Origin of the sequence: Nocardioides sp. NBC_00368, from assembly GCF_036090055.1 — a bacterium.
GTDB lineage: Bacteria > Actinomycetota > Actinomycetes > Propionibacteriales > Nocardioidaceae > Nocardioides.
The window spans coordinates 3258150-3280925 of the sequence record NZ_CP107970.1 but is presented as its reverse complement, the minus strand read 5'-3'; the positions used below and the strand labels follow the sequence as shown (position 1 = coordinate 3280925).

The 22776-nt window shown below is 70.5% G+C and carries 20 protein-coding genes; 12 read left to right on the top strand and 8 right to left on the bottom strand.

The window, feature by feature from the left end:
• Positions 1–40 precede the first annotated feature (40 nt).
• From OG984_RS15650 to OG984_RS15630, 5 genes are all read left to right on the top strand, one after another.
• Complete coding sequence (locus OG984_RS15650) at positions 41–1354, top strand: HupE/UreJ family protein (protein WP_328527223.1); 1314 nt, start codon at positions 41–43, stop codon at positions 1352–1354.
• 3 nt (positions 1355–1357) lie between these two features.
• Complete coding sequence (locus tag OG984_RS15645; RefSeq protein WP_328527222.1) at positions 1358–2083, top strand: GntR family transcriptional regulator; 726 nt, start codon at positions 1358–1360, stop codon at positions 2081–2083.
• Positions 2084–2175: 92 nt separating this feature from the next.
• On the top strand, positions 2176–3720 hold the full coding sequence (locus tag OG984_RS15640; RefSeq protein ID WP_328527221.1) for a sulfatase-like hydrolase/transferase: 1545 nt from the start codon (positions 2176–2178) through the stop codon (positions 3718–3720).
• Positions 3720–4073 carry a DUF1707 domain-containing protein gene (locus OG984_RS15635; RefSeq protein ID WP_328527220.1) on the top strand — a complete coding sequence of 118 codons (354 nt, stop codon included), beginning with the start codon at positions 3720–3722 and terminating at the stop codon, positions 4071–4073. The genes OG984_RS15640 and OG984_RS15635 overlap by 1 nt, the downstream gene beginning before the upstream one ends.
• Before the next feature lie 74 nt (positions 4074–4147).
• The gene (locus OG984_RS15630) at positions 4148–5176 is read left to right on the top strand and encodes a type IV toxin-antitoxin system AbiEi family antitoxin domain-containing protein (protein ID WP_328527219.1); all 1029 of its coding nucleotides are present in this window, start codon (positions 4148–4150) and stop codon (positions 5174–5176) included.
• On the opposite strand, the gene OG984_RS15625 is transcribed toward OG984_RS15630, so the two are convergent.
• Positions 5149–5604, bottom strand: coding sequence for a hypothetical protein (locus OG984_RS15625; protein WP_328527218.1), 456 nt, complete (start codon positions 5602–5604; stop codon positions 5149–5151). The two genes, OG984_RS15630 and OG984_RS15625, sit on opposite strands and share 28 nt — an antisense overlap.
• A gap of 89 nt (positions 5605–5693) precedes the next feature.
• On the opposite strand from OG984_RS15625, the gene OG984_RS15620 reads away from it, so the two are divergent.
• The 3 genes from OG984_RS15620 to OG984_RS15610 all read left to right on the top strand — a co-directional run bounded on the left by OG984_RS15620 (position 5694) and on the right by OG984_RS15610 (position 11435).
• The gene (locus OG984_RS15620; protein ID WP_328527217.1) at positions 5694–7499 is read left to right on the top strand and encodes a methylmalonyl-CoA mutase family protein; all 1806 of its coding nucleotides are present in this window, start codon (positions 5694–5696) and stop codon (positions 7497–7499) included.
• Entirely contained in the window at positions 7496–9664 is a 2169-nt protein-coding gene (gene scpA / locus OG984_RS15615; RefSeq protein WP_328527216.1) for a methylmalonyl-CoA mutase, read from the top strand. The genes OG984_RS15620 and scpA overlap by 4 nt, the downstream gene beginning before the upstream one ends.
• A 61-nt stretch (positions 9665–9725) precedes the next feature.
• Positions 9726–11435 carry a serine/threonine-protein kinase gene (locus OG984_RS15610; protein ID WP_328527215.1) on the top strand — a complete coding sequence of 570 codons (1710 nt, stop codon included), beginning with the start codon at positions 9726–9728 and terminating at the stop codon, positions 11433–11435.
• On the opposite strand, the gene OG984_RS15605 is transcribed toward OG984_RS15610, so the two are convergent.
• The 3 genes from OG984_RS15605 to OG984_RS15595 are packed head-to-tail and all read right to left on the bottom strand — an operon-like array spanning position 11436 to position 13201.
• Positions 11436–12017, bottom strand: coding sequence for a TIGR03557 family F420-dependent LLM class oxidoreductase (locus OG984_RS15605; protein ID WP_328527214.1), 582 nt, complete (start codon positions 12015–12017; stop codon positions 11436–11438).
• Positions 11977–12423 carry a TIGR03557 family F420-dependent LLM class oxidoreductase gene (locus OG984_RS15600; RefSeq protein ID WP_328527213.1) on the bottom strand — a complete coding sequence of 149 codons (447 nt, stop codon included), beginning with the start codon at positions 12421–12423 and terminating at the stop codon, positions 11977–11979. The genes OG984_RS15605 and OG984_RS15600 overlap by 41 nt, the downstream gene beginning before the upstream one ends.
• 40 nt (positions 12424–12463) lie before the next feature.
• Positions 12464–13201, bottom strand: a complete 738-nt coding sequence (locus OG984_RS15595; protein ID WP_328532362.1) for an SDR family NAD(P)-dependent oxidoreductase — start codon at positions 13199–13201, stop codon at positions 12464–12466.
• 94 nt (positions 13202–13295) lie between these two features.
• On the opposite strand from OG984_RS15595, the gene meaB reads away from it, so the two are divergent.
• Together meaB and OG984_RS15585 are read left to right on the top strand one after the other, a co-directional pair.
• Positions 13296–14276, top strand: a complete 981-nt coding sequence (meaB, locus tag OG984_RS15590) for a methylmalonyl Co-A mutase-associated GTPase MeaB (RefSeq protein WP_328527212.1) — start codon at positions 13296–13298, stop codon at positions 14274–14276.
• A gap of 12 nt (positions 14277–14288) precedes the next feature.
• Complete coding sequence (locus tag OG984_RS15585; protein WP_328527211.1) at positions 14289–15464, top strand: amidohydrolase; 1176 nt, start codon at positions 14289–14291, stop codon at positions 15462–15464.
• Positions 15465–15475: 11 nt separating this feature from the next.
• On the opposite strand, the gene OG984_RS15580 is transcribed toward OG984_RS15585, so the two are convergent.
• The 4 genes from OG984_RS15580 to OG984_RS15565 all read right to left on the bottom strand — a co-directional run bounded on the left by OG984_RS15580 (position 15476) and on the right by OG984_RS15565 (position 20729).
• Complete coding sequence (locus OG984_RS15580) at positions 15476–16759, bottom strand: ABC transporter permease (RefSeq protein WP_328527210.1); 1284 nt, start codon at positions 16757–16759, stop codon at positions 15476–15478.
• A 2-nt stretch (positions 16760–16761) separates the two neighbouring features.
• Positions 16762–18033: an ABC transporter permease gene (locus OG984_RS15575; protein ID WP_328527209.1), complete on the bottom strand. Its 1272-nt coding sequence runs from the start codon at positions 18031–18033 to the stop codon at positions 16762–16764.
• Entirely contained in the window at positions 18030–19544 is a 1515-nt protein-coding gene (locus OG984_RS15570; RefSeq protein ID WP_328527208.1) for an ABC transporter ATP-binding protein, read from the bottom strand. Before OG984_RS15570 ends, OG984_RS15575 begins: the two co-directional genes overlap by 4 nt.
• A 96-nt stretch (positions 19545–19640) precedes the next feature.
• Positions 19641–20729 carry a BMP family lipoprotein gene (locus tag OG984_RS15565; RefSeq protein ID WP_328527207.1) on the bottom strand — a complete coding sequence of 363 codons (1089 nt, stop codon included), beginning with the start codon at positions 20727–20729 and terminating at the stop codon, positions 19641–19643.
• A gap of 180 nt (positions 20730–20909) precedes the next feature.
• On the opposite strand from OG984_RS15565, the gene OG984_RS15560 reads away from it, so the two are divergent.
• Positions 20910–21323 carry a cytidine deaminase gene (locus OG984_RS15560; protein ID WP_328527206.1) on the top strand — a complete coding sequence of 138 codons (414 nt, stop codon included), beginning with the start codon at positions 20910–20912 and terminating at the stop codon, positions 21321–21323.
• Between the two features lie 55 nt (positions 21324–21378).
• Positions 21379–22662 carry a thymidine phosphorylase gene (locus OG984_RS15555; RefSeq protein WP_328527205.1) on the top strand — a complete coding sequence of 428 codons (1284 nt, stop codon included), beginning with the start codon at positions 21379–21381 and terminating at the stop codon, positions 22660–22662.
• The last annotated feature ends 114 nt before the right edge of the window (positions 22663–22776 follow it).

The window sequence follows — 22776 nt, the reverse complement described above, 5'->3', positions numbered from 1 at the left end:
GGGCGGGCCTCCTTCCCCCACTTTCGGATCGAGGATCCTCATGACCGCTCCCACCGGCGTACGTCTCCTCGCCGCTGCCGCGCTGGCGCTGCTCACGCCCATCCTGCTGACGCTCCCGGCCTCGGCCCACGGCTTCACCTCCACGGTCTACGCCGAGATGACCCAGCGCGCCGACGGTGTCGTGAGCACCGAGCTCGAGATGGAGTACGTCCTCCTGGTCAGGTCGGTGGCGAAGGCCGAGGCCGATCCCGGGCTGGAGAGCGAGGCCAAGGCCGCGTTCCAGACCTCGGGCGCCGATGTGAGCCTCATCGAGGAGCACCGGGACGCGGTGCTGGGCTACCTCGGCGACCGCTTCCGTGTCTCCGTCGACGGCCAGGACTGTGCGCCGTCGCTGGCCGACGAGCTCCGGACCACCGAGCGCGACGGCGTGCCCCACGTCGTGGTGACGCTCGACCATGCCTGCCCCGAGGTGCCGGGCGACGTCGCGTACGAGGTCTCCAGCGGGCTGTTCCCTGAGTCGGAGGGCTTCGTCGGAAGCACCGAGACGATCCTGGAGTACTCGCTTCCGGACGCTTCCGGCAACACGGTCCTCACCGCCGATGACCCGAGCTTCTCCACGGACGAGTCGTCGCCGACCAGGCTGTTGGACTTCTTCGTCCTCGGTGCCGAGCACCTGCTCTTCGGTATCGACCACATCCTGTTCCTCGTCGCGCTCATCGTCGGCTCCCGTCGTCCGCGCGACATCCTGCTGGCCGCGACCGCGTTCACGGCGGCGCACTCGGTCACCTTCGTCCTCGCGAGCCTCGGCCTGGTGTCGGTCCCGGCCGCGATCGTCGAACCCGTGATCGCGCTGTCGATCGCGGCGGTGGCGGCCTGGCACGTGTGGGGCTCGTGGCGGGACGGTCGCCCCGGTGGCTCCGCGCCGTCGCCCGAGACCTCGGGTGGAGTCGGCCCGGCCTCGTCCGCCCAGGCCGGCGAGGGTGCCGTCGCCCTGGCCGTGCGTACGTCCACCGAGGCTGCGCCGAGGACGGCCGGATCGTGGGCGTCGCGGGTGTCGGGAGAGAAGGTCCGGCTCGCGGTGGTCTTCGGGTTCGGCCTGATCCACGGCCTCGGCTTCGCCGGCGCCCTCGGCATCGACGAGCCGTTCTCGTGGCGGCTGCTGGTGTCCCTGCTCGTCTTCAACCTCGGCATCGAGGTCGTCCAGATGGTGGTGATCGCCCTGGCCTTCCCGGTGCTGTTGGTCCTGCGGCGTCGGCAGCCGGTGATCGGCTGGTGGCTCGGCGTCGCCGCGGCCACCGGGGTCGCGGTCGTCGGGCTCGTCTGGTTCGTCCAACGAGTCCTCGGGATGGGGTGAGCGGTGCAGGAGTCGAGGGCGACGCGTCGATACCACGCCGTCGCGGCCATGTTGGAGAAGCGGATCCGCGCCGGCGAGTACCCGCCGGGCCGGCCGCTCCCGGCCGTGTCCTGCCTGGCTCGGGAGTTCGGGGTCGCTCGGGGCACCGTGGAACGCGCGCTCGCGCGGCTCGAGGCCGACAGTCGTCTCGTCTCCCACCACGGCCGGCACTGGCACCCCCATGTGGCCACCCGTCTGCAGAGCCTCGGGGTGCGCTCGTTCGCGCAGTGGGCGACCTCGTCAGGGCTGAGCCCCGGCGGCCGGTTCGTCGATGTGGCGCGTGGTCGCGCCACCACCCTGGAGGCCCGCGAGCTCGGCGAGCGGCCGGGCAACCCGGTGCTGCGGGTGGTGCGGGTCCGCTCCCTCGACGGGTCGCCGGCGATGGTCGAGCACACCGTGTTTCCCGGCTGGCTCGCCGCGACCATCGAGGCGCTGCCGGTCGAGGCGCCCTCGATCGTCGACGCCGTCGAGGCCGAGCTCGGTGTCCGTCTCGCACACGCCGAGCACCGGATCGAGGCCTTCGCGACCTCGGCCATGGACGGCCGCCTGCTCGGGGTCTCGCGGGGAAGCCCGCTGCTGCGGGTCGTCCGCACCGCGCGGTTCGCCGACGGGCGCTCCTTCGAGTTCAGCGACGACCGCTACCTCCCCGGCGTCGTGTCGCTCTCGCTGGTGACCAGCTCGGCCGGCTGAACGCCGGTCCGGCGGGCGAGCGGGGGTTCTTCCTCGTCCGCCACCGCGTTAAAGTAGACTAAATAACTCATATTACTTGGGAGTGTTTGGTCATGCCGGTCGGCAACCTGTTCACCCGTCGCAGGCGTGCTGCTGTGGCGACGGCCGCGATGAGCGCCCTCGCCGTGACCGGCCTGGTGCACGAGCCGGCCGCGATGGCGGCGGCCCCGACGCGTACGCCTGCTGTGGAACGGCCGGTGAAGAAGCCGAACCTGCTGCTGGTCACGGTCGACGACCTCTCCTATCTCGACATGGACCACCTGCCGCAGGTGCGCAAGCTGGTCGAGCGGACCGGGGTCTCCTTCGCCGAGGGGATCGCGCCGACGCCGATCTGCGTGCCGGCGCGGGCTTCGTTGCTGACCGGGCAGTACGCCCACAACCACGGTGCGCGCACGATCGAGGGGCCCTACGGCGGCTATCAGGCCTTCGACGACTCCTCGACGGTCGCCACCTCTCTGCAGGACGCGGGCTACGCGACGATCCTCGCGGGGAAGTATCTCAATGGCTACGGCGAGGGTCAGAGCCGCGGCGACGTACCGCCCGGATGGGACCAGTGGCGCGCGACCGTCGACCCGTCGACCTACAACTTCCGCTCGCCGAAGTTCAACGTCAACGGCGAGATCATCAAGTCGAAGGGCTACTCCTCGACCGTCATCACCGAGCACGCGAAGGCAGGGATCGCGGCCGAGCGCGGGTCGGGGAAGCCCTGGTTCACCTGGGTCAACTACGTGGCGCCGCACCACGGTGGGCCGTCGGGGCCTGATGACCCGAAGAAGATCTACCCCGGCACCGATGCCGCTCTGTCCGTGACCGTGCCCGATGCCCAGGACCGCGGGTTCTACGACAACGTCCGGATCCCCGCGCGGCCCAACCTCTTCCCCGAGGACACCTCCGGCTACGCGAAGGGTTCCCCCGGGCGTGGGAGGTTCAACCCGAGGAAGAAGGACGCGCTCCGGATCGCCTACCAGCGCCGGCTCGAGGCGATCCGCAGCCTGGACCGCAACATCGCCTCGCTCCTGGTCGGGCTGAAGAGGAGCGGCGGGCTGAAGCGGACCCTGGTCGTCTTCACCTCCGACAACGGCTTCTCCAACGGCTACCACAACCTCAACGGCAAGCTGTGGCACTACGACGAGTCCCTGCGGATCCCGGTGCTGATGAGCGGTCCCGGAGTGCCGCGCGGCCGGACCGTGCGCACCCCGGTCACCAACCCGGACCTTGCCACGACCCTGCTCGCGGCCGCCGGCGCTCGGCCGCCCCGTGCGTCCGACGGGATCGACATCATGCCGTGGCTGCGCGCCCCCGAGCAGGTCCGCGCGATCCCGGTCGCCGGCTGGCGGGTCACCGACGGCAGCCGGCAGCTGTGGTCCGGCGTCCGGGTCGGCTCCTGGACCTACGCCCGCCTGCACACCGGCCAGGTCGAGGTCTACGACCGCTCCTCGGACCCCTACGAGCAGCACAACCTCGCCGCGGACCCGTCCGTCGCGGAGACCGTCAAGGCCCTCGGCCGGCTGGCCTCCCGCTACGAGGACTGCGCCGCCTCGACCTGCCCGAAGGACCTGTACGCCGCCGGCCGGGCCCTCGACCTCGAGGGCCTGTGATGAGGGTCGGCGACCTGGAACGTGAGGCCGCGCGGGCGCGGCTCGTCGAGGCGTACGCCGCGGGGAGGATCGATGCGCCCGAGCTGGAGTCGCGCGCCGCGGCGGTGTGGGGCGCGGCCCGGGCCGCCGAGCTGGCTGCCGTGGTCGATGACCTGGGTGAGGATCCTGTGTCGCCGGGCGGGGCTGACTCCCGATTCGTACGGGATCTTCTGGCGTTCCTGATCTGCGGCGCGATCGCCATCCTGGCCTGGCACCTCACCGGCGAAGGGTTCTTCTGGCCGGTCTGGGTCCTGATCTACACCGGCCTGCCACTGCTGCGGTTCCTGATCCCTAGGAGCGCCACGCACACCTGATGTGCCTCACGCTCCTGGGGTCCGGGTGGCCTTCGTGGGATAACTGGATCATGGGGGTCTCGGGGGAGCTTCGTGTGGACGACGACGGGTGGGAGCGCGAACGGCTGCGTCTGCAGTTGGAGAGTCAGCGGCGGATGCAGGACGGGGTGCTCACCCATGGTCAGCTGATGGCGGCCGGTTTGACGCGCGCAGATCTGGCGCGGATGCAGCGGCGCAAGGAGTTGCGGCGGGTGCATCCGCGGATCTATGTCGACCACACAGGTCCGCTCAACTGGCACCAGCGAGCGTGGGCAGCGGTCCTCTATGCCGCTCCTGCCTATCTGTATGGCCCGAGCGCGGAACCCCCGCGGACGGAGCAGCTCGCGCGCCCGGGGTTCGTCCCCGATCCGATCCATGTCGCGATCGATCAGTCGCGCCGGGTCAAGGCGCAGCCGGGCATCGTGATCCACAGGATCACCAACCTCGAAAGCCACGCCTTTGGCGGCACTCCACCGCGGCTGAGGCTCGAGGACAACGCGTTGGTGATGGCACATGAGGCGCGTTCAGAGCTCGACGCCGTGGCCTGTCTTGCGCAGGTCGCCGGGCGGTCGTACGTCACTCCGACGTCCCTGCGGGCGGCGCTTGGTCGATTCCCGTCGCTGCGTCGGCGCGCGTGGATCGGCGCGATCGTCGATGACCTGGAGTCCGGGAGTCACTCGGTCCTCGAGCACGGCTACCTCACCAAGGTCGAGCGCGCGCATGGTCTCCCGCCGGCCGAGCGGCAGTCGCCGCGCACGGCGCCGAGCGGCAGCCAGTTCCGTGACGTCGAGTATGTGGCGTATGGACTCGTTGTCGAGCTCGACGGTGCCCTTGGTCACGACGCGTGGCGTGATCAGGCGCGGGACGCCGACCGTGCCCTCGACGATCTCGCTGCGTCGGGAACGGTCACGGCTCGGCTTCGCTGGCACCAGGTGTTCGACACTCCGTGTCGCACGGCCCAAGCTGTGGCGCGGATTCTCAGAACCCGCGGCTGGGCGGGGACCCCAGCTGCGTGCTCGGACGACTGCCCGGTTGCCGCTGACCGTAGGAGCGAAGATCACGCCAGGCGTGACTGGCGCTCCTGAGGTTGTTCGGTAAGAGTGTCAGCCGGGACGTTGCCCGACTCGATCTCCCGCGCCAACTCCCGGATGCGTACGCCGCTGGCGGTCCAGCTGCCGGCGCGCTCCTCGTGGATCGGGGTGAAGGCGCGGCGCACCTCGACGGTCCAGTGACGGCCGAAGACGACCCGGGCGCCGATGGCGAAGGGGAGGATCGCGAGCAGGAGGAGGAGCTCGATGCCGGTCAGGAGCACGACCACGACGACCACGAGGATGATCGGCAGCGCGATGACGAGCCAGAGCACCAGGAGGATCGCGCTGATCGGGTCGTCGCCGGACGGTGGGCCGAGGGGGACGTCGAACCCGTCGAGGCTCAACCGGCGGGACTTGCGCTGCCAGGGGACCCAGCGGCGGGTGACCCGGTAGGTCTGTCCGCCTGGGGTGCGTACCTTCACGGCGCTCAACGTAACGGCGCGTCTCAGTTAGCGGTTGTAAACCTCACACTTTGTGGTCACCGCCACTTCATCCGCCTAAGGTTCGATCCATGAACGACGCCGCTCGCGCCGACTCGTTGCGCCTTGCCCAGCCGGCGGATGCCCATTCCCAGGCAGAGTGGGAGGCGGCGACCGCTGCTGTCCTCCGCAAGAGTGGTCGGCTGAGCGCCGACGACGCCGACTCGCTCGTCTGGGACAAGCTGACCCGCACCTCCCTCGACGGACTCCGGATCGCCCCGCTGGGGCTGCCGGACACGTCCTTCGCCGACGTGGCGCGTCCGACGCGCGTCGGCGCCTGGGACATCCGCTCGCTCGTCTCCGGCCTGTCCGGGGTGGACGCGAAGGCGGCCAACGAGTCGGCTCTGGTCGACCTCGACGGCGGGGTCTCCTCGCTGTGGGTCGCCGCCGACGAGACCACCGACCTGAACGTACTGCTCGACAAGGTGCTCCTCGACCTGGCTCCGGTCGTGCTCGACGCGCCGATCGGTGCGGTCAAGGTCGCCCAGAACCTGCTCGCGCTGATCGCCGAGCGTGGCACCGGGCTGCACGCCGCGACCAACCTGGGTGCCGACCCGATGGGCGCGCTGCTGCGCGACCTGCCGCTGGCGCCCGACGAGGCGTTCGCCGAGCTGGTCGACCTCGCCCGCCTGGCCCAGGGAATCGGGGTGCGCGCGATCGTCGTCGACGCCACCGCCGCCCACGATCTCGGCGCCTCCGACGTCCAGGAGCTCGGCTGGTCGATCGCGGTCGGCGTCGCCTACCTGCGCGCGCTGACCGAGGCCGGGTTCTCGCCGGCCGTGGCGGCGAGCCTCATCGACTTCCGCTACGCGGCCACCGACGAGCAGTTCCCGACGATCGCCAAGCTGCGGGCCGCCCGCCAGCTGTGGGCGCGCGTGCTCGAGCTCTCCGGGGCCGAGGGCGTGGAGATGCGCATCCACGCGGTGAGCTCACGGCCGATGCTGTCGAAGTACGACCCCTACGTGAACATGCTGCGCGGCACCGTCGCGGCCTTCGCCGCCGGTGTCGGCGGGGCGGACGCGGTCACCGTGCTGCCCTTCGACTCCGCCAACGGGGTGCCGGACGGGTTCGGACGCCGGATCGCCCGCAACGTGTCCCACCTGCTGATCGACGAGTCCCACGTCGCGGCCGTCGCCGACCCCGCCGGCGGCTCCTTCGCGGTCGAGCGGCTGACCGCCGACATGGCCGCCGCCGGCTGGGAGGCATTCATCCAGCTCGAGGAGGAGTGGACCGGGGCCAACGCCGTCGGTGGCCACGACTTCTCGCCCTTCCGCGACCGGATCGCCGCGGTCTCCGCGGCCCGGGAGAAGGCGATCGCGCGCCGCAAGCGCCCGATCACCGGGCTCACCGAGTTCCCCAACCTCGCCGAGACGCTGCCCGAGCGGCCGGTCGACCCGCTCAACGAGCGGGTGGTGCGCTACGGCGCCTCCTTCGAGGCGCTGCGCGACACCCCCGCCACCGCCAAGGTCTTCCTCGCGACCCTCGGCACCGTCGCCCAGCACACCGCCCGGGCGACCTTCGCGACCAACCTCCTCGCTGCCGGTGGCATCGGCGTCGAGGTCGCGGGTGCGACCGCGGACGCCGAGGAGCTGGTCGGGAAGTACCGTGCAGCTTCACTGGGGCATGCCGGCGCGCCGCCGGTCGTCTGCCTGGCCGGTTCGGACAAGGCGTACGCCGAGTGGGGCGCGGCCGCGATCGCGGCCCTGCGCGAGGCGGGTGCCACGCACGTGATCATCGCCGGGAAGCCCGACGCCGTCGACGCCGAGGTGGACGACGCCGCCTCGATGGGTGTCGACGCCCTCGCCTTCCTGACCGCTACGAGGGAGAAGCTCTCATGACGATTCCCAGCTCCTTCAAGGGCCTTCCGCTGAAGGGCGAGACCCCGGCGTACGCTGCCGCCGCTCCTTCGGGCGAAGGCTGGCTGAGCCCCGAGGGCATCGAGATCCAGCCGGCGTACGGGCCTGCGGATCTCGAGGGTCTCGACGCGCTCGACACCTTCCCCGGCCTGAGCCCGTTCCTGCGCGGGCCCTACCCGACGATGTACACGACCCAGCCGTGGACGATCCGGCAGTACGCCGGGTTCTCGACGGCCGAGGAGTCCAACGCCTTCTACCGGCGCAACCTCGCGGCCGGCCAGAAGGGTCTGAGCGTCGCCTTCGACCTGGCCACCCACCGTGGCTACGACTCCGACCACCCGCGGGTGCGCGGTGACGTCGGGATGGCGGGCGTCGCGATCGACTCGATCTACGACACCAGGACGCTGTTCGACGGCATCCCGCTGGACCAGATGTCGGTCTCGATGACCATGAACGGTGCGGTGCTGCCGGTGCTGGCGCTCTACATCGTGGCTGCTGAGGAGCAGGGGGTTCCGCCCGAGAAGCTGGCCGGGACCATCCAGAACGACATCCTCAAGGAGTTCATGGTCCGCAACACCTACATCTACCCGCCGGCGGCGTCGATGCGGATCATCGGCGACATCTTCTCCTACACCGCCGCGAAGATGCCCCGGTTCAACTCGATCTCGATCTCCGGCTACCACATGCAGGAGGCCGGGGCGACGGCTGACCTCGAGCTCGCCTACACACTGGCGGACGGGGTGGAGTATCTCCGCACCGGCCTCGCCGCCGGGCTGGACGTGGACGCCTTCGCGCCGCGCCTGTCGTTCTTCTGGGCCATCGGGATGAACTTCTTCATGGAGGTCGCCAAGATGCGCGCGGCCCGCGCCCTCTGGTCGCGCCTCGTGAGCCAGTTCGACCCGAAGAACCCGAAGTCGCTGTCGCTGCGGACCCACTCCCAGACGAGTGGCTGGTCGCTGACCGCCCAGGACGTCTTCAACAACGTCGGCCGCACCGCGATCGAGGCGATGGCCGCGACCCAGGGTCACACCCAGTCGCTGCACACCAACGCCCTCGACGAGGCGATCGCGCTGCCGACAGACTTCTCGGCCCGCATCGCCCGCAACACCCAGCTGCTCCTGCAGCAGGAGAGCGGCACCACCGAGATCATCGACCCGTGGGGCGGCTCCTACTACGTGGAGAAGCTCACCCACGATCTCGCCGAGCGCGCCTGGGCCCACATCCAGGAGGCCGAGGCGGCCGGCGGGATGGCCAAGGCGATCGAGCAGGGCATCCCGAAGATGCGTATCGAGGAGGCCGCGGCCCGCACCCAGGCGCGCCTCGATTCCGGTGCCCAGAAGCTGATCGGCGTCAACACCTTCCGGCTCCCCGCCGAGGACCCGCTCGACGTGCTCAAGGTCGACAACGACCAGGTCTACAAGCAGCAGGTCGCCAAGCTGGAGCGGTTGCGCGCCGAGCGCGACGACGAGGACGTACGCCGGGCCCTGGAGGCCATCACCAACGCTGCCGGGGCCGAGAAGTCCGCGGCGAACCTCGACGGCAACCTGCTCGCGCTGGCCGTCGACGCGGCCCGCGCCAAGGCCACCGTCGGGGAGATCTCCGACGCGATGGAGACGGCCTGGGGACGCCACCAGGCGGTGATCCGTACCATCTCCGGTGTGTACCGGGACGAGGCGACGACGTCGGGTGACTCGAAGGTCACCGAGGTGTTGAAGGCGACCAAGGAGTTCGAGGAGGCCGAGGGCCGCCGCCCGCGCATCCTCGTCGCGAAGATGGGCCAGGACGGTCACGACCGTGGCCAGAAGGTCGTGGTCTCGGCCTTCGCCGACCTCGGCTTCGACGTCGACGTAGGCCCGCTGTTCTCCACGCCCGAGGAGGTCGCGCAGCAGGCGGTCGACGCCGACGTACACATCGTCGGGGTCTCGTCGCTGGCTGCCGGTCACCTCGCCCTGCTCCCCGCGCTGAAGGCGGCGCTGGAGGAGCAGGGACGCCCGGACATCATGATCGTCATCGGCGGTGTCATCCCGCCCGACGACGTGGCGACGCTCGAGCAGATGGGCGCGGCCGCGGTCTTCCTGCCGGGCACCGTGATCGCCGACTCCGCGATCGATCTGCTCGGCCGGCTGCGGGAGCAGCTCGATCACTGAGGTCTGACAGACCCGGAGTTTGTCCTCGCCGGGGGCGTCGGGCTCGTCTAGCCTCAGAGCTGTGACGGACCTACGCCCCGGGCGGGCATCCGGGGACGGGCTGGTGAGGGTCGGCGCCTATGAGCTCCTCACCAAGCTCGGTGAGGGCGGCATGGGCGTCGTCCACCTGGCCCGCCACGAGGAGACCGGCGAGCGGGTGGCGCTGAAGGTGCTGCGTACGCATGTCGTCGGGGACGAGGAGACCCGTGCCCGGCTGGAGCGCGAGGTCAGGTCGCTGCGGCAGGTGCGCAGCCCGTGGATCGCCGAGATCGTCGACGCCGACCCCTACGCGGACCTTCCCTACGTCGCGACCCGCTACGTGCCGGGGCCGACGCTGCACGACCGGATCAAGGACGACGGGCCGGTCCTCGGTGAGGACCGGTTCTGGCTGGCGCGCTGCCTCGCCGACGGGGTGGCGGCCTGCCACGACGCCGGCGTGCTGCACCGTGACGTGAAGCCCTCCAACGTGGTGATGGAGGGACGTACGCCGGTGCTGATCGACTTCGGGCTCGCCCGGGTCGCCGACGATCCCAAGATCACCCTCACCGGATGGCTGGTCGGCACCCCGGGCTACCTGGCGCCGGAGATCCTGGAGGGCACGCCCTCCTCGCCGGCCAGTGACGTGCACTCATGGGCGGCCACCACCGCCTACGCGCTGCTGGGCCGACCTCCGTTCGGGACCGGGCCGTCGATGGCCGTCCTGGATCGCGTACGCCGCGGCCAGCACGATCTCGACGGCATCGAGGGCTCGATGCGTGAGGTCCTTGCGGCCGCGCTGGCGACCGATCCCGCGGACCGGCCGGGTCTCGAGGAGCTGCGGGAGTGGCTGATGGAGCCCGAGGTGCCGTGGTCCGGTGGCGACGCCGCGGCGGTGACGAAGGTGCTGCCGCTGACGATGCCGCTGGCCGCCGCACCCATGAACCCAGGGCTGAAGCCGACGCTGGTCGACCCGGACGCCGCCGGCGACGCGGTGACGGAGGTGGCGACTCCTGCGGTCGAGGAGGTGCCGCCGACCGCGGTCACCGTCGCCGATGTCCCGGCCGAGCCCGTGGTGGTGCGCCGGTTCGACCCGCAGTCGCCGCCCCCGCCCGCTCCGCCACCCGAGCCGGGCTGGAGCCCGCCCAGCAAGCACGCCAATCTCAAGCGCTGGCCGGGTCCGATGCACTTCCTGATCCTGGTCGCGCTCGCCGCGATACTGGCCGGGGTCGTCGCCGCCTACCCGCTCCCGGGCGCTGCTCTGCTCGGAACCGGGGTCTGGCTGCTGCGCGCCACCTCGCTCGCCGCCGATCACCTGTCGAAGCGCCGCGAGGCGCGGGGACGGAAGTGGTACGACGGAACCTGGGCGCTGATCCGCTCGCCCTGGGACCTCCTGCGCGCCGTCCCCGGCACGGCGGCGCTGACCGCGCTGACGGGAGTCATCGCGGCCGCTGTCGGTGTGGGGCTTCTGGCGCTCGGGCTGCCGCTGGCCGCGGTGCTCTACGCCGCCGCGATGATTTTCATGTCCGCGGCCTGGCTCGCCTCCCAGCGGGTCCGCGACACCGTCGGCCCGATCGCTCGGGCAGCCTCCTCGCCGCCGCAGCGGTGGATCGTCGCCGTCATCGGCCTGGCGATCCTCGCCGCGGCCGTCGCCTGGTACGCGCTGCAGATGGGCGTCTCGTGGGTGCCGCTGGACGACGCCCGGTCGAGCCGGCTCCCCGACGTCCTCCGGGAGATCCTGCGGCGTGCTCGCTGATCAGGGCGCGGCCGCCCGGAGCCGCTCGAGCAGCGGCCGGGCGGCCTCGGCGAGGAACCTGTCCTGGGTGTCGCCGCCGATCTGCACCAACGCGACGTCGGTGAAGCCCGCCTTCCAGTAGGCCGAGACCGCCTCGACGATCGCATCCAGGTCGGGACCGCACGGCACCGACCGGGCGACGTCCTCGGGACGGACGAGCTGGGTGGCCGCGGCGAAACCGGCCGGCGTGGGCAGGTTGGCGTTGACCTCCCAGCCGCCGCTGAACCAGCGCATCTGCTCGTGCGCACGGCGTACGGCGGTCTCCTCGTCGGGGTCCCAGCAGATCGGGATCTGGCCGATCGCGCGGGCCTCGGTGCCGATCCGCTTGGCGCCCTCGACACCGTTCCAGGTGTCGACCAGCGACGCCTCGGGCTCGACGGCGATCAGGTGGTCGGCCAGCGGGGCCAGCTCTTCGATGGCGCGCTCGCCGCCCACGGCGAGCCCGATCTCGACCGGCTCCTCGGGGAGGTCCCAGATCCGGGCGGAGTCGACCTGGAAGTACTCACCGCGGTGGTTCGACGAGCTCGCCGGTGTGCAGGTCACGGATGATCCCGACCGCCTCGCGGAGCATCGCGTGCCGCTCCTGGACCGAGGGCCAGCCCTGGCCGACGACATGCTCGTTGAGGCTCTCGCCGGAGCCGAGGCCGAGCCGGAAGCGGCCCTCGGCGAGCAGCTGCACGGTCGCGGCCTTCTGCGCCACCACGGCGGGGTGGTAGCGGAGCGTCGGGCAGGTGACGTACGTCATCAGGCCCACGCGCGAGGTGGCATGGGCGACCGCGCCGAGCACGCTCCAGGCGTACGGCGCGTGCCCCTGCTCCGTCAGCCACGGCGAGTAGTGGTCGCTCATCACCTCGAAGTCGAAGCCGGCCTCCTCGGCGGAGGAGGCGTAGCGGACGAGGTCGCGAGGTCCGCTCTGCTCGGTGAACAGGGTGTAGCCGAGATCCGTCATGCCTGCCCGGTACCCATGTCCTGGGTGGCCATTCGTGCAGTCACAGTCGCGCCAAGAGCGCTCCACCGTGGATGCCGACGACCTGCCCGGTGGTGAACCCGGCTGCCGGCGAGACGAGGTGAGCCACCAGCGCGGCGACCTCCTCCGGGGCGCCGGGGCGTCCGACGGGAATCTGCGAGGTGCGCTGGGCGATCAGCTCGGGGCTGCGGCGGGAGTCCCAGAACTCGGTGTCCGGGACGAAACCGGGAGCGACCGCGTTGGCGGTGATCCCGTCCGCCGCGACCTCGGCGGCGAGCCCGGTGATCCAGGTGTTGATCGCGCCCTTGGAGGCTCCGTACGACCCCGGGCCGCGCAGCGCCGCGATCGAGCTCATCGCGACGATCCGGCCGCCCGACCGGGCCAGTCTGGGCAACAGCGCTTCGACCGGGAGCACCGCGGTGAGCACGTTGAGCCGGTAGTCGGCCGCCCAGTCGTGGGCCAGCGCCTCGAGGTCGTCGCCGGTCGAGGGCGTGATGCCGCCGGCATTGAGGACGAGCACGTCCACGCGGTCGGGGCAGGCATCGGCCAGGGCACGTACGTCGCTCGGATCGGCGCAGTCGGCGACGACGTACGTCACCCGATCGGCGCCGACGGCGGCGTTGATCTCCTTGGTCGCGGTCTCGAGCACCTCCGCCCGGCGACCGACGATGGTCACCTCGAGGCCGTCCGCCGCCAGCCGATCGGCGATCGCGCGTCCCAGTCCGGTCCCGCCGCCTGTCACCACCGCTGTTCTCGTCATCTCGGTCACGTCGGTCGAGCGTACCGGCGCTCACCAGGCTCCGCTGGTCGAGCCGGGCCGCGGGGTGCCGGGTGTTTTGGCTAAGGTGCTGGGCATGCCAGGGCCCGACGTACAAGACCTTCTCGACGGCATCAGCGACGGCAAGCGGGCGGCGGTGTCACGGGCGATCACCTTGGTGGAGTCGACCAAGCCGCAGCACCGTGACATCGCCCGCGAGCTGCTCACCAAGCTCCCCGCGGGCGACACCGTGCGGGTCGGGATCTCCGGCGTCCCCGGCGTCGGCAAGTCGACCTTCATCGAGGCGCTCGGCAGCCGGCTGACTGCCAACGGCCTCAAGGTCGGGGTGCTGGCCGTCGACCCGTCCTCGGTACGCACCGGCGGCTCCGTCCTGGGCGACAAGACGCGCATGCAGCGGCTCTCGGTGGACCCCAACGCCTTCATCCGGCCCTCGCCGAGCGCCGGCACGCTCGGCGGGGTCGCCCGGGCGACCGTGCAGGCGATGGCGGTGCTGGAGGCGGCCGGCTACGACGTGATCCTCGTCGAGACGGTCGGTGTCGGGCAGTCCGAGGTGACCGTGGCCGGGATGGTGGACACGTTCCTGTTCCTCACCATCGCGCGCACCGGCGACCAGCTGCAGGGGATCAAGAAGGGCATCCTGGAGATCTCCGACGTGATCGCGGTCAACAAGGCCGACCCGAACGACCCCCACCGCGCCCAGGAGGCGCGCGCGGCCGCGCGCGAGCTCGCCGGCGCCCTGCGACTGGTGCGCTCGCGTGAGGAGTGGGCGCCGCCGGTGATCACCGCCTCGGCACTCCATGACGACGGGGTCGACTCGGTGTGGGAGCAGGTGATGGCGCACCGCGCCCATCTCGGCGAGGACGGCCTGCGCACCAAGCGTGCCGAGCAGCAGCTCGACTTCACCTGGGCACTGGTCCGAGACGAGCTCGACCAGCGGCTGAAGCACTCGCCGGGCGTCAAGGCGATCCGCGACCAGATCCGTGGCGAGGTGCTTTCCGGCGAGCTTCCGGCGACCGTGGCCGCGGACAGGATCCTGGCCGCCTACGACAAGGATTAGTCTGACGGGACCATGCTGGAGCCTGCTGCCTTCCTCGCCGAGCGAGTCGACGCCTACGATGCCGAGCTGATCGACCTGCGACGGGACATCCACGCCCACCCGGAGCTCTCCTGGCAGGAGCATCGCACCACCGAGCTGATCGCCGAGCGGCTGGAGAAGGCGGGCTGGCAGGTCGACCGGCCCTCCGCGACCGGTCTCATCGCTGATCTGGGCGAGGGGGAGAGGGTCGTCGCGCTGCGCGGCGACATGGACGCGCTGCCCGTCGACGACGTCACCACCGACATCTGGACGAGCACCGTCCCCGGGGTCGCCCACGCATGCGGCCACGACGTACACACCACGGCGCTGCTCGGCGCCGGCCTCGCCCTGGCCGACCTGCACCGCGAGTCGCCGCTGCCCGGGGGCGTACGCCTGCTGTTCCAGCCCGCCGAGGAGGTCATGCCGGGCGGGGCGCTGCACCTGATGAGCCTGGGTGCGCTCGACGACGTGGAGCGGATCTTCGCGCTGCACTGCGACCCGACCGTGGACGTCGGACGCGTCGGGATCCGCTCCGGTGCGCTGACCAGCGCGGCCGACCTGATCGAGGTGCACCTGAGCGGCACCGGCGGTCACACCTCGCGCCCGCACCTGACCGGCGACCTCGTCTTCGCTCTCGCCAAGGTGACCACCGAGCTGCCCGCGATCCTGAGCCGGAGGATGGACCCACGAGCCGGGGTCAGCGTCGTCTGGGGCAAGGTCTCGGCAGGTCAGGCACACAACGTCATCCCCGGCCACGGCCTGGTCGCCGGCACCGTGCGGATCCTCGACAGCGACGCCTGGAGCGAGGTCGAGCACGTGGTGCGCGAGGTCGTCGCCGAGATCATCGCGCCCTACGGGGTGACGGCCGCGGTCGACTACACCCGGGGCGTCCCGCCGGTGAGCAACGACGAGGAGTCCCACCAGATCCTCACCGAGGCGGTCCGTGACGTCCTCGGCGAGCGGGGCGCGGTCGTCTCCGCGCAGAGCCTCGGGGGCGAGGACTTCGGCTGGTACCAGGAGCAGGTGCCGGGGTCGATGTTCCGGCTCGGCGTACGCACCCCCGGCGGCCCCACCTACGACCTCCACCAGGGCGACCTGCGCATCGACGAACGAGCGGTGGGCGTCGGCGCCAAGGTCCTGGCCGCCGCCGCCCACCGCACGCTGGGCTAGCTCCTCGGGAGCTAGCCCTTTCGGTAGGGCACGCCGTCGGCGGCCGGGGCACGTGAGTGCCCGACGAGCCCGGCGACGGCGAAGATGGTCACCACGTAGGGCAGCATCAGCATGAACTGGGACGGCACCGGCGAGCCGATGACCGAGAGCACCGACTCGACGTTGGTCGCGAAGCCGAAGAGCAGCGCCGCCAGCGTCGCCTTGATCGGGTCCCACTTGCCGAAGATCACCGCCGCCAGCGCGATGTAGCCCGCACCGCCCGTCATCTCACGTCCGAACGACGGCACCGAGACGAGCGTGTAGGTCGCGCCGCCGATGCCCGCGATCGCGCCGGCCAGCAGCACGGTGCGGTAGCGGGTGGCGATCACGTTGATGCCGACCGTGTCGGCCGCCTTCGGGTGCTCGCCGACCGCGCGGACCCGCAGGCCCCACTTGGAGCGGTAGAGCGCCCAGGCGACCAGGACGACCGCGGCGTACATCAGGTAGACCAGCACGGTCTGGCGGAAGAAGATCGGGCCGATGACCGGGATGCCCGACAGCAGCGGGATCTCCAGACGTGGGAAGTGGGGCGGGTTGTTGAGGGCAGCCGCATTCTCCGAGAGGACCTGGGAGAACATGAAGCTGGTGAAGCCGATGACGAGCACGTTGAGGACGACACCGACGATGACCTGTTCGACCCAGTAGGTGATCGCGAAGAGGCCGAGCAGCAGCGCGATGAGCATGCCCGCGAGCATCGCCGCGATCAGACCCGCCCACGGGGAGCCCGTGACCGAGGCGGTGATCGCCGCGCCGAAGGCGCCGAAGAGCAGCTGGCCGTCGATGGCGATGTTGACCACGCCCGCCCGCTCACCGAGTACGCCGCCGAGCGCACCGAACACCAGCGGAACCGCCAGCGCGAGCGCGCCGGCGAGCAGGCCGACCACGGGAAGCGTCTTGCCCGCGACCGCCCAGGCGAGGAAGCCGGACACCGCGACGACCGCGAACGCGGCGACCACGACCAGGTGCGTCTTGCGGCCGGAGTAGGCGTTCCAGGCTGCGTACGCCGTGCCGAGGAGACACAGGACCACGGCCGTCCAGACGATGGCGTTGGCCGGCAGCGCGATGTCGGGGATGGTGAACCAGTCGCCGTCGCGGCTCCACCGGAAGGTGGAGTCACCGGCGCGGGGACGTACGAGGACGAGCAGCGCCACCAGCACGGTGAACGCGGCCATCACGCCGGGCGTCTTCCACAGGCCCGGGATGCGCTCGGCGACGGCGGGTGCGTCGGAGTTGACCGGAAGATCGACAGCGGACACGGTCAGGCCTCCTTCGTGGGGAGTCGGAAGATCGCCTTCACCAGGGGCGGTGCGGCGAGGAAGAGCACGATCAGGGACTGGATGACCAGCACGATGTCGACCGGAATGCCCTCGGAGGCCTGCATGAAGAAGCCGCCGGACTTGAACGCGCCGAACAGGATGCCGGCGGCCAGGATGCCGAAGGGACGCGAGCGGCCCAGCAGTGCGACGGTGATCGCGTCGAAGCCGATCCCGGCGTCGAGACCGCTGGTCGCGCCGTCGGTCACCGAGCCGAGCACCTGGTTGACCCCGGCCATCCCGACCAGGGCGCCGGAGATCAGGAACGCGCTGAAGTAGGTGCCCCCGACGTTGATGCCCGCCGCCCGTGCGGCCGACGGGTTCTCACCCACCGCCCGGAACCGGTAGCCCAGCGAGGAGCGGTTGAGGATCCACCAGACCAGGAACGTCGCCAGCACCGCGAGCAGGAACCCGGCGTGCAGGTTGAACTGCGGGCCGAGCAGGTCCGGCAGGATCGCCGACTCCGGCATCGGCGACGACTTCGGGTTGCCCGAGCCCGGTGCCTGGAGCAGCGACTTGCGCGTCAGTGCGTAGAAGACCAGGTAGTAGCCGACGTAGTTGAGCATGATCGTCACGATCACCTCGTGGGCACCGGTGAGGGCCTTGAGGAGGCCGGCGATGCCGCCCCACAGGGCCGCAACCAGCGCGCCGACGAGGATCGCCAGCGGCAGGTGCACGATCATCGGCAGGTCGAGCCTGACTGCGACGAACGCGGCCGCTGCGCCACCGAGCAGCATCTGGCCACGCCCGCCGATGTTGAAGAGACCGGCCCGGAAGGTCAGGCCGATGCCGAGCCCGGCCAGCGTCAGCGGCGCGGCGAACTTCAGCGTCTCGGTGATCGGCTTGATCTGCTGGACGAACGTGCCGCCCAGGTCGTTGTAGACCGCACCTCGCCACAGCGAGACGTACGCCCCGGAGATGGCCTCCCACGCGTAGTAGAACGTGTCGGAGGGGCGGGCGAAGAAGTAGGAGAGCCCGTAGCGGACGTCCTCGTCGGTGAAGAGGATCATCAGCGACCCGAAGAACATCGCGAGCACCACCGAGAGCACCGCGACGAGGGCGTTGCCCGTGGTGATCTCCCGCAGCGCCAGGTGCCAGCGGCTGGCCTCGGGCACCCGGTCGGTGTCGGAGGCCGTCTTCGTGTCGGTCGACCCCGCCTCGGGCGTCTCCGTGGGTTCCGTCTCGGCCGGCTCGTTCTCCGGCCCCTTCGTGCTCACGCTTCGCTCCCTTCAGGAGACTCGCCGGCCATCATCAGGCCGAGGGTGTCGCGGGAGGTGTCGGCGGGGACGATGCCGACGACCCGCCCGCGGTAGAGGACCATGATCCGGTCGGCGAGAGCGGAGATCTCGTCGAGCTCGGAGGAAACGACGAGCACCGGGACACCCGCATCCCGTGCCGCCACGATCTGCTTGTGGATGAACTCGATCGACCCGACGTCGACGCCACGGGTCGGCTGGGCGGCGACGAGGAGCCGCAGGTCACGAGAGAGCTCGCGAGCGACGACGACCTTCTGCTGGTTGCCGCCCGACAGCTGCCCGGCCAGGGTCGAGACCCCGGGGGCGCGTACGTCGTACTCCGCCAGCTTCTCCTTGGCGAAGGTGTCGAGCTTCTTGAGGTTCAGCGAGCCGCGGGAGACGAAGGGCTCGTCGAAGCTGCGGTTGAGCATGAGGTTCTCGGCGATGGTGAAGTTGCCGACCAGGCCGTCGACCTGCCGGTCCTCGGGGATGAACCCGATGCCGGCCTCGAGGGCCTTGCGCACCGAACGGCCCACGATCTCGTGGCCGTCGAGCTTGATCGAGCCCTCGATGTGCGGCGCCAGGCCGACCATGGCCTCGGTGAGCTCGGTCTGTCCGTTGCCCTGGACGCCGGCGACGGCCAGGATCTCTCCGGCGTCGATGTGGAAGCTGATTCCGTCGACATGGATGTAGCCGTCCTCGTCGGCGACGGTCAGGTCGGAGACGACCAGTGCACGCTCGCCGGGCTTGGCCGGGTCCTTGTGGACCTTGAGCTCGACCGGGCGTCCGACCATCAGGGCCGCGAGCTCGGCGTTGGACGCCTCGGGGGACGCCTCGCCGACCACGGCGCCACGGCGGATGACCGTGATCCGGTCGGCCACCTCGCGCACCTCGCGCAGCTTGTGGGTGATGAACACGATGCCGGTGCCGGACTCCTTGAGCTGGCGCATGATCGCCATCAGCTCGTCGGTCTCCTGCGGCGTCAGCACGGCGGTCGGCTCGTCGAAGACGAGCACCTCGGCGTCGCGCGAGAGCGCCTTGATGATCTCGACCCGCTGCTGCACGCCGACGGGGAGGTCCTCGACGAGCGCGTCGGGATCCACCTGGAAGCCGAAGCGCTCGGAGATCTCCCGGACCTGCTTGCGGGCGGCGTCGAGGTCGAGCTTGCCGGCGAACCCGGTGGCCTCGTGGCCGAGCATGACGTTCTCGGCGACGGTGAAGACCGGGATGAGCATGAAGTGCTGGTGCACCATGCCGATACCGGCGGCCATCGCGTCGCCGGGGCCCTTGAAGCGCTGTGGCTGGTCGTCGATGAGGATCTCGCCCTCGTCGGCCTGGTAGAGGCCGTAGAGGACGTTCATCAGCGTGGACTTGCCCGCGCCGTTCTCGCCGAGGAGGCAGTGGATCTCACCTGGTTCGATGGTCAGGGAGATGTGGTCGTTGGCGACCAGGGAGCCGAAGCGCTTGGTGATGTCGCGAAGCGCGAGTCTCATGGCACGGATCATTCCTTGCAGGGGTGGAGAGATTCCAAAGTACGGGGCGAGGGGGCCGGGTCTCCGGCCCCCTCGCGCTTGCTCGTCAGAGCTGGATCACTTGGCCAGGTAGGAGTTGACCTTGATCGAGCCGTCCTTGATGCCCGCCGTGACTTCCTCGATCTCGTCGGGGAGGGTCTCGGAGACCTTCGACTCGAAGTTGTGGAACGGCGCCAGGCCGACCCCGTCGTTCTCGAGGGTGCCGACGTACGGCGTCGCGTCGAACTTGTCCTCACCCGCGGCGAGGATGACATCCGTGGTGGAGGTCTTCATGTTCTTCAGGATGGAGGTGAGCACGACGTCCTGGGTGTTCGGGTCGGTCTCGTAGAAGTCGGCGTCGACACCGATCAGGGCGACCTCCTTGCCGGAGTCCTCGATCGCGGTGAGCGCACCCTGGTAGATCGGACCGCCGACCGGCAGGATCACGTCGGCGTTCTGGTCGATGATCTGGCGGGCGGTGTTGGTGGCCTTCTCGTTGGCGACGAACTCACCGGTGAAGGAGCCCTTCTCGCCGCCCTCGTAGCCGACGACCTTGACGTCCTTGTTCTTGGTCTTCGCGTAGTACTCCACGCCCTGCTTGAAGCCGTCCATGAAGATCGTGACGGTCGGGAAGGGCTGGCCACCGTAGGTCCCGACGACACCGGTCTTGGTGTAGTCGGCGGCGACGTAGCCGGCCAGGAACGCGGCCTGAGCGGTGTCGTAGAGGATCGGCTTGATGTTCTCGGCGTCGGTCTTGCCGTCGAAGTCGGCGTCGGCCGCGTCGTCGATCAGGACGTACTCGGTCTCCGGGTTGGCCTTGGCGGACTCGATCGTCGCGGCCGAGAGTGCGAAGCCGACGGTGACGATGGTGTCGCAACCCTGCCCGACCAGGCTCTCCAGGTTGGAGGTGTAGTCGTTGGGGCTGTTGGATTCGACGTCCTTGAACTTCGAGCCCAGCTCGTCGGCGGCTTCCTTCACGCCCTCGTAGCTGAGCTGGTTGAACGACTTGTCGTCGAATCCGCCCTCGTCGGAGACGATGCAGGGAAGGTAGTCGCTGTTGCCCTCCCCAGCGCGCTCGGCCGGCGCCTCTCCGCACGCGGCGAGCGCGGCAGCGGTCAGGACCGCGGCGAAGCCGCCGGCGGCGGCCTTCTTGATGTTGTTCTTCACTGGTGCCTCCAGGTCGTTGCTCCGCAAATCACGGTGCAAAGGACATTCATGTCCGAACGTTCTCCCCAATGACCGAGCAACGCCAGGGATTACGCGAACGGTTACCAACTTTTGATCTCGACGAAGCCTAAGCCTCGTAGCCTGTCTTCCGGTTGTCCGGACAGGCTTTAAGGTCGAACCATGACCGAGAAGCAGACGTACGCCACAGAGGGCTTTGACTGGGAAGGCCTGCGTGCGCAGGCGGTCGAGGCCGCAAAAAATGCGTACGCGCCCTACTCCAACTTCCCCGTCGGAGTGGCCGGAATCGCCGACGACGGGCGCCTCCTCCACGGGTGCAACGTGGAGAACGCGGCCTACGGGGTCACGCTGTGCGCCGAGTGCGGCCTGGTCTCCTCGCTGCACATGACCGGCGGCGGTCGGCTCACCCACGTCGTCTGCGTCAACGGCTCCGGCGAGGTCATCATGCCCTGCGGCCGCTGTCGCCAGCTCCTGTGGGAGAACGGTGGCCCCGAGCTGCTGCTGATGACCGTCTCCGGCGTGAAGCCGATGTCGGAGGTCCTTCCCGACGCCTTCGGTCCGGAGGCGCTGGCGTAGCCGGTCGGACGACGCCCGATAGGGGGCTGCGGCGGCCGCGCTTTACGCTGTCCGTATGGCGGAACATGATGCGGTCGAGGTGATCCTCGCCAAGCGCGACGGTGGCGAGCTGAGCGACTCGCAGATCGACTGGATGATCGCGGCCTACACCCGAGGGGTGGTGGCCGAGGAGCAGATGTCGGCGCTCAACATGGCGATCCTGCTCAACGGGATGTCCCGGCGCGAGATCGCGCGCTGGACGGCGGCGATGATCGCGTCGGGGGAGCGGATGTCGTTCGACTCCCTGGACCGGCCGACGGCCGACAAGCACTCGACCGGCGGCGTGGGCGACAAGATCACGCTGCCGCTGGCGCCGCTGGTGGCCGCGTGCGGGGTGGCGGTGCCGCAGCTGTCCGGGCGCGGGCTCGGCCACACCGGGGGCACGCTCGACAAGCTCGAGTCGATCCCCGGGTGGCGCGCGTCGCTGTCGAACGAGGAGATGCTCGCCCAGCTCGGGTCGGTCGGCGCGGTGATCTGCGCGGCCGGCGAGGGGCTGGCCCCGGCCGACCGCAAGCTCTACGCGCTGCGTGACGTCACCGGCACCGTCGAGTCGATCCCGCTGATCGCCTCCTCGATCATGTCCAAGAAGATCGCCGAGGGCACCGGCGCGCTCGTGCTCGACGTCAAGGTCGGCGCCGGCGCCTTCATGAAGACGCTCGACTCCGCGCAGGAGCTGGCGCGCACCATGGTCGACCTCGGCACGGACGCCGGGGTCACCACGGTCGCGCTCGTGACCGACATGGCCACGCCGCTCGGCCTCACCGCCGGCAACGCGATCGAGGTGACCGAGTCCGTCGAGGTCCTCGCCGGCGGCGGTCCTGCCGACGTCGTCGAGCTCACCGTCGCGCTCGCCCGGGAGATGCTGTCGGCCGCGGGTGTGTCCGGCCCGGATCCTGCCGACGTACTCGCCTCCGGCAAGGCGATGGACGCCTGGCGGGCGATGATCTCGGCCCAGGGCGGCGACCCGTCGGCGCCGCTGCCGGTCGCCCGCGAGACCCACGTGGTCACCGCACCTTCGTCCGGTGTGCTGACCCGGCTCGACGCGATGGCCGTCGGCCTCGCCGCCTGGCGCCTCGGTGCCGGGCGCGAGCGGAAGGAGGACGCCGTCCAGGCGGGCGCCGGGGTCACCTGGCACGCCCGCCGGGGCGACGAGGTGACGGCCGGTGCGCCGCTCTTCACGCTCCACACCGACACGCCCGAGCGCTTCGACCGGGCTCTGGCCGCGCTGGAGGGTGGCTACGAGATCGGGGACGGGGCTGCGTACGAGGCGACGCCGCTGATCCTCGACCGGATCAGCTAGCCGCGGAGGAGCCACGGCGGTGCCGCGCTTGTCGGTCTCCGCGAGCTGTAACACGTCGTTCGTAGCACTACTCGCCCTATCCGAACGACCGGATAGGGCGAGTAACAGCGTGTT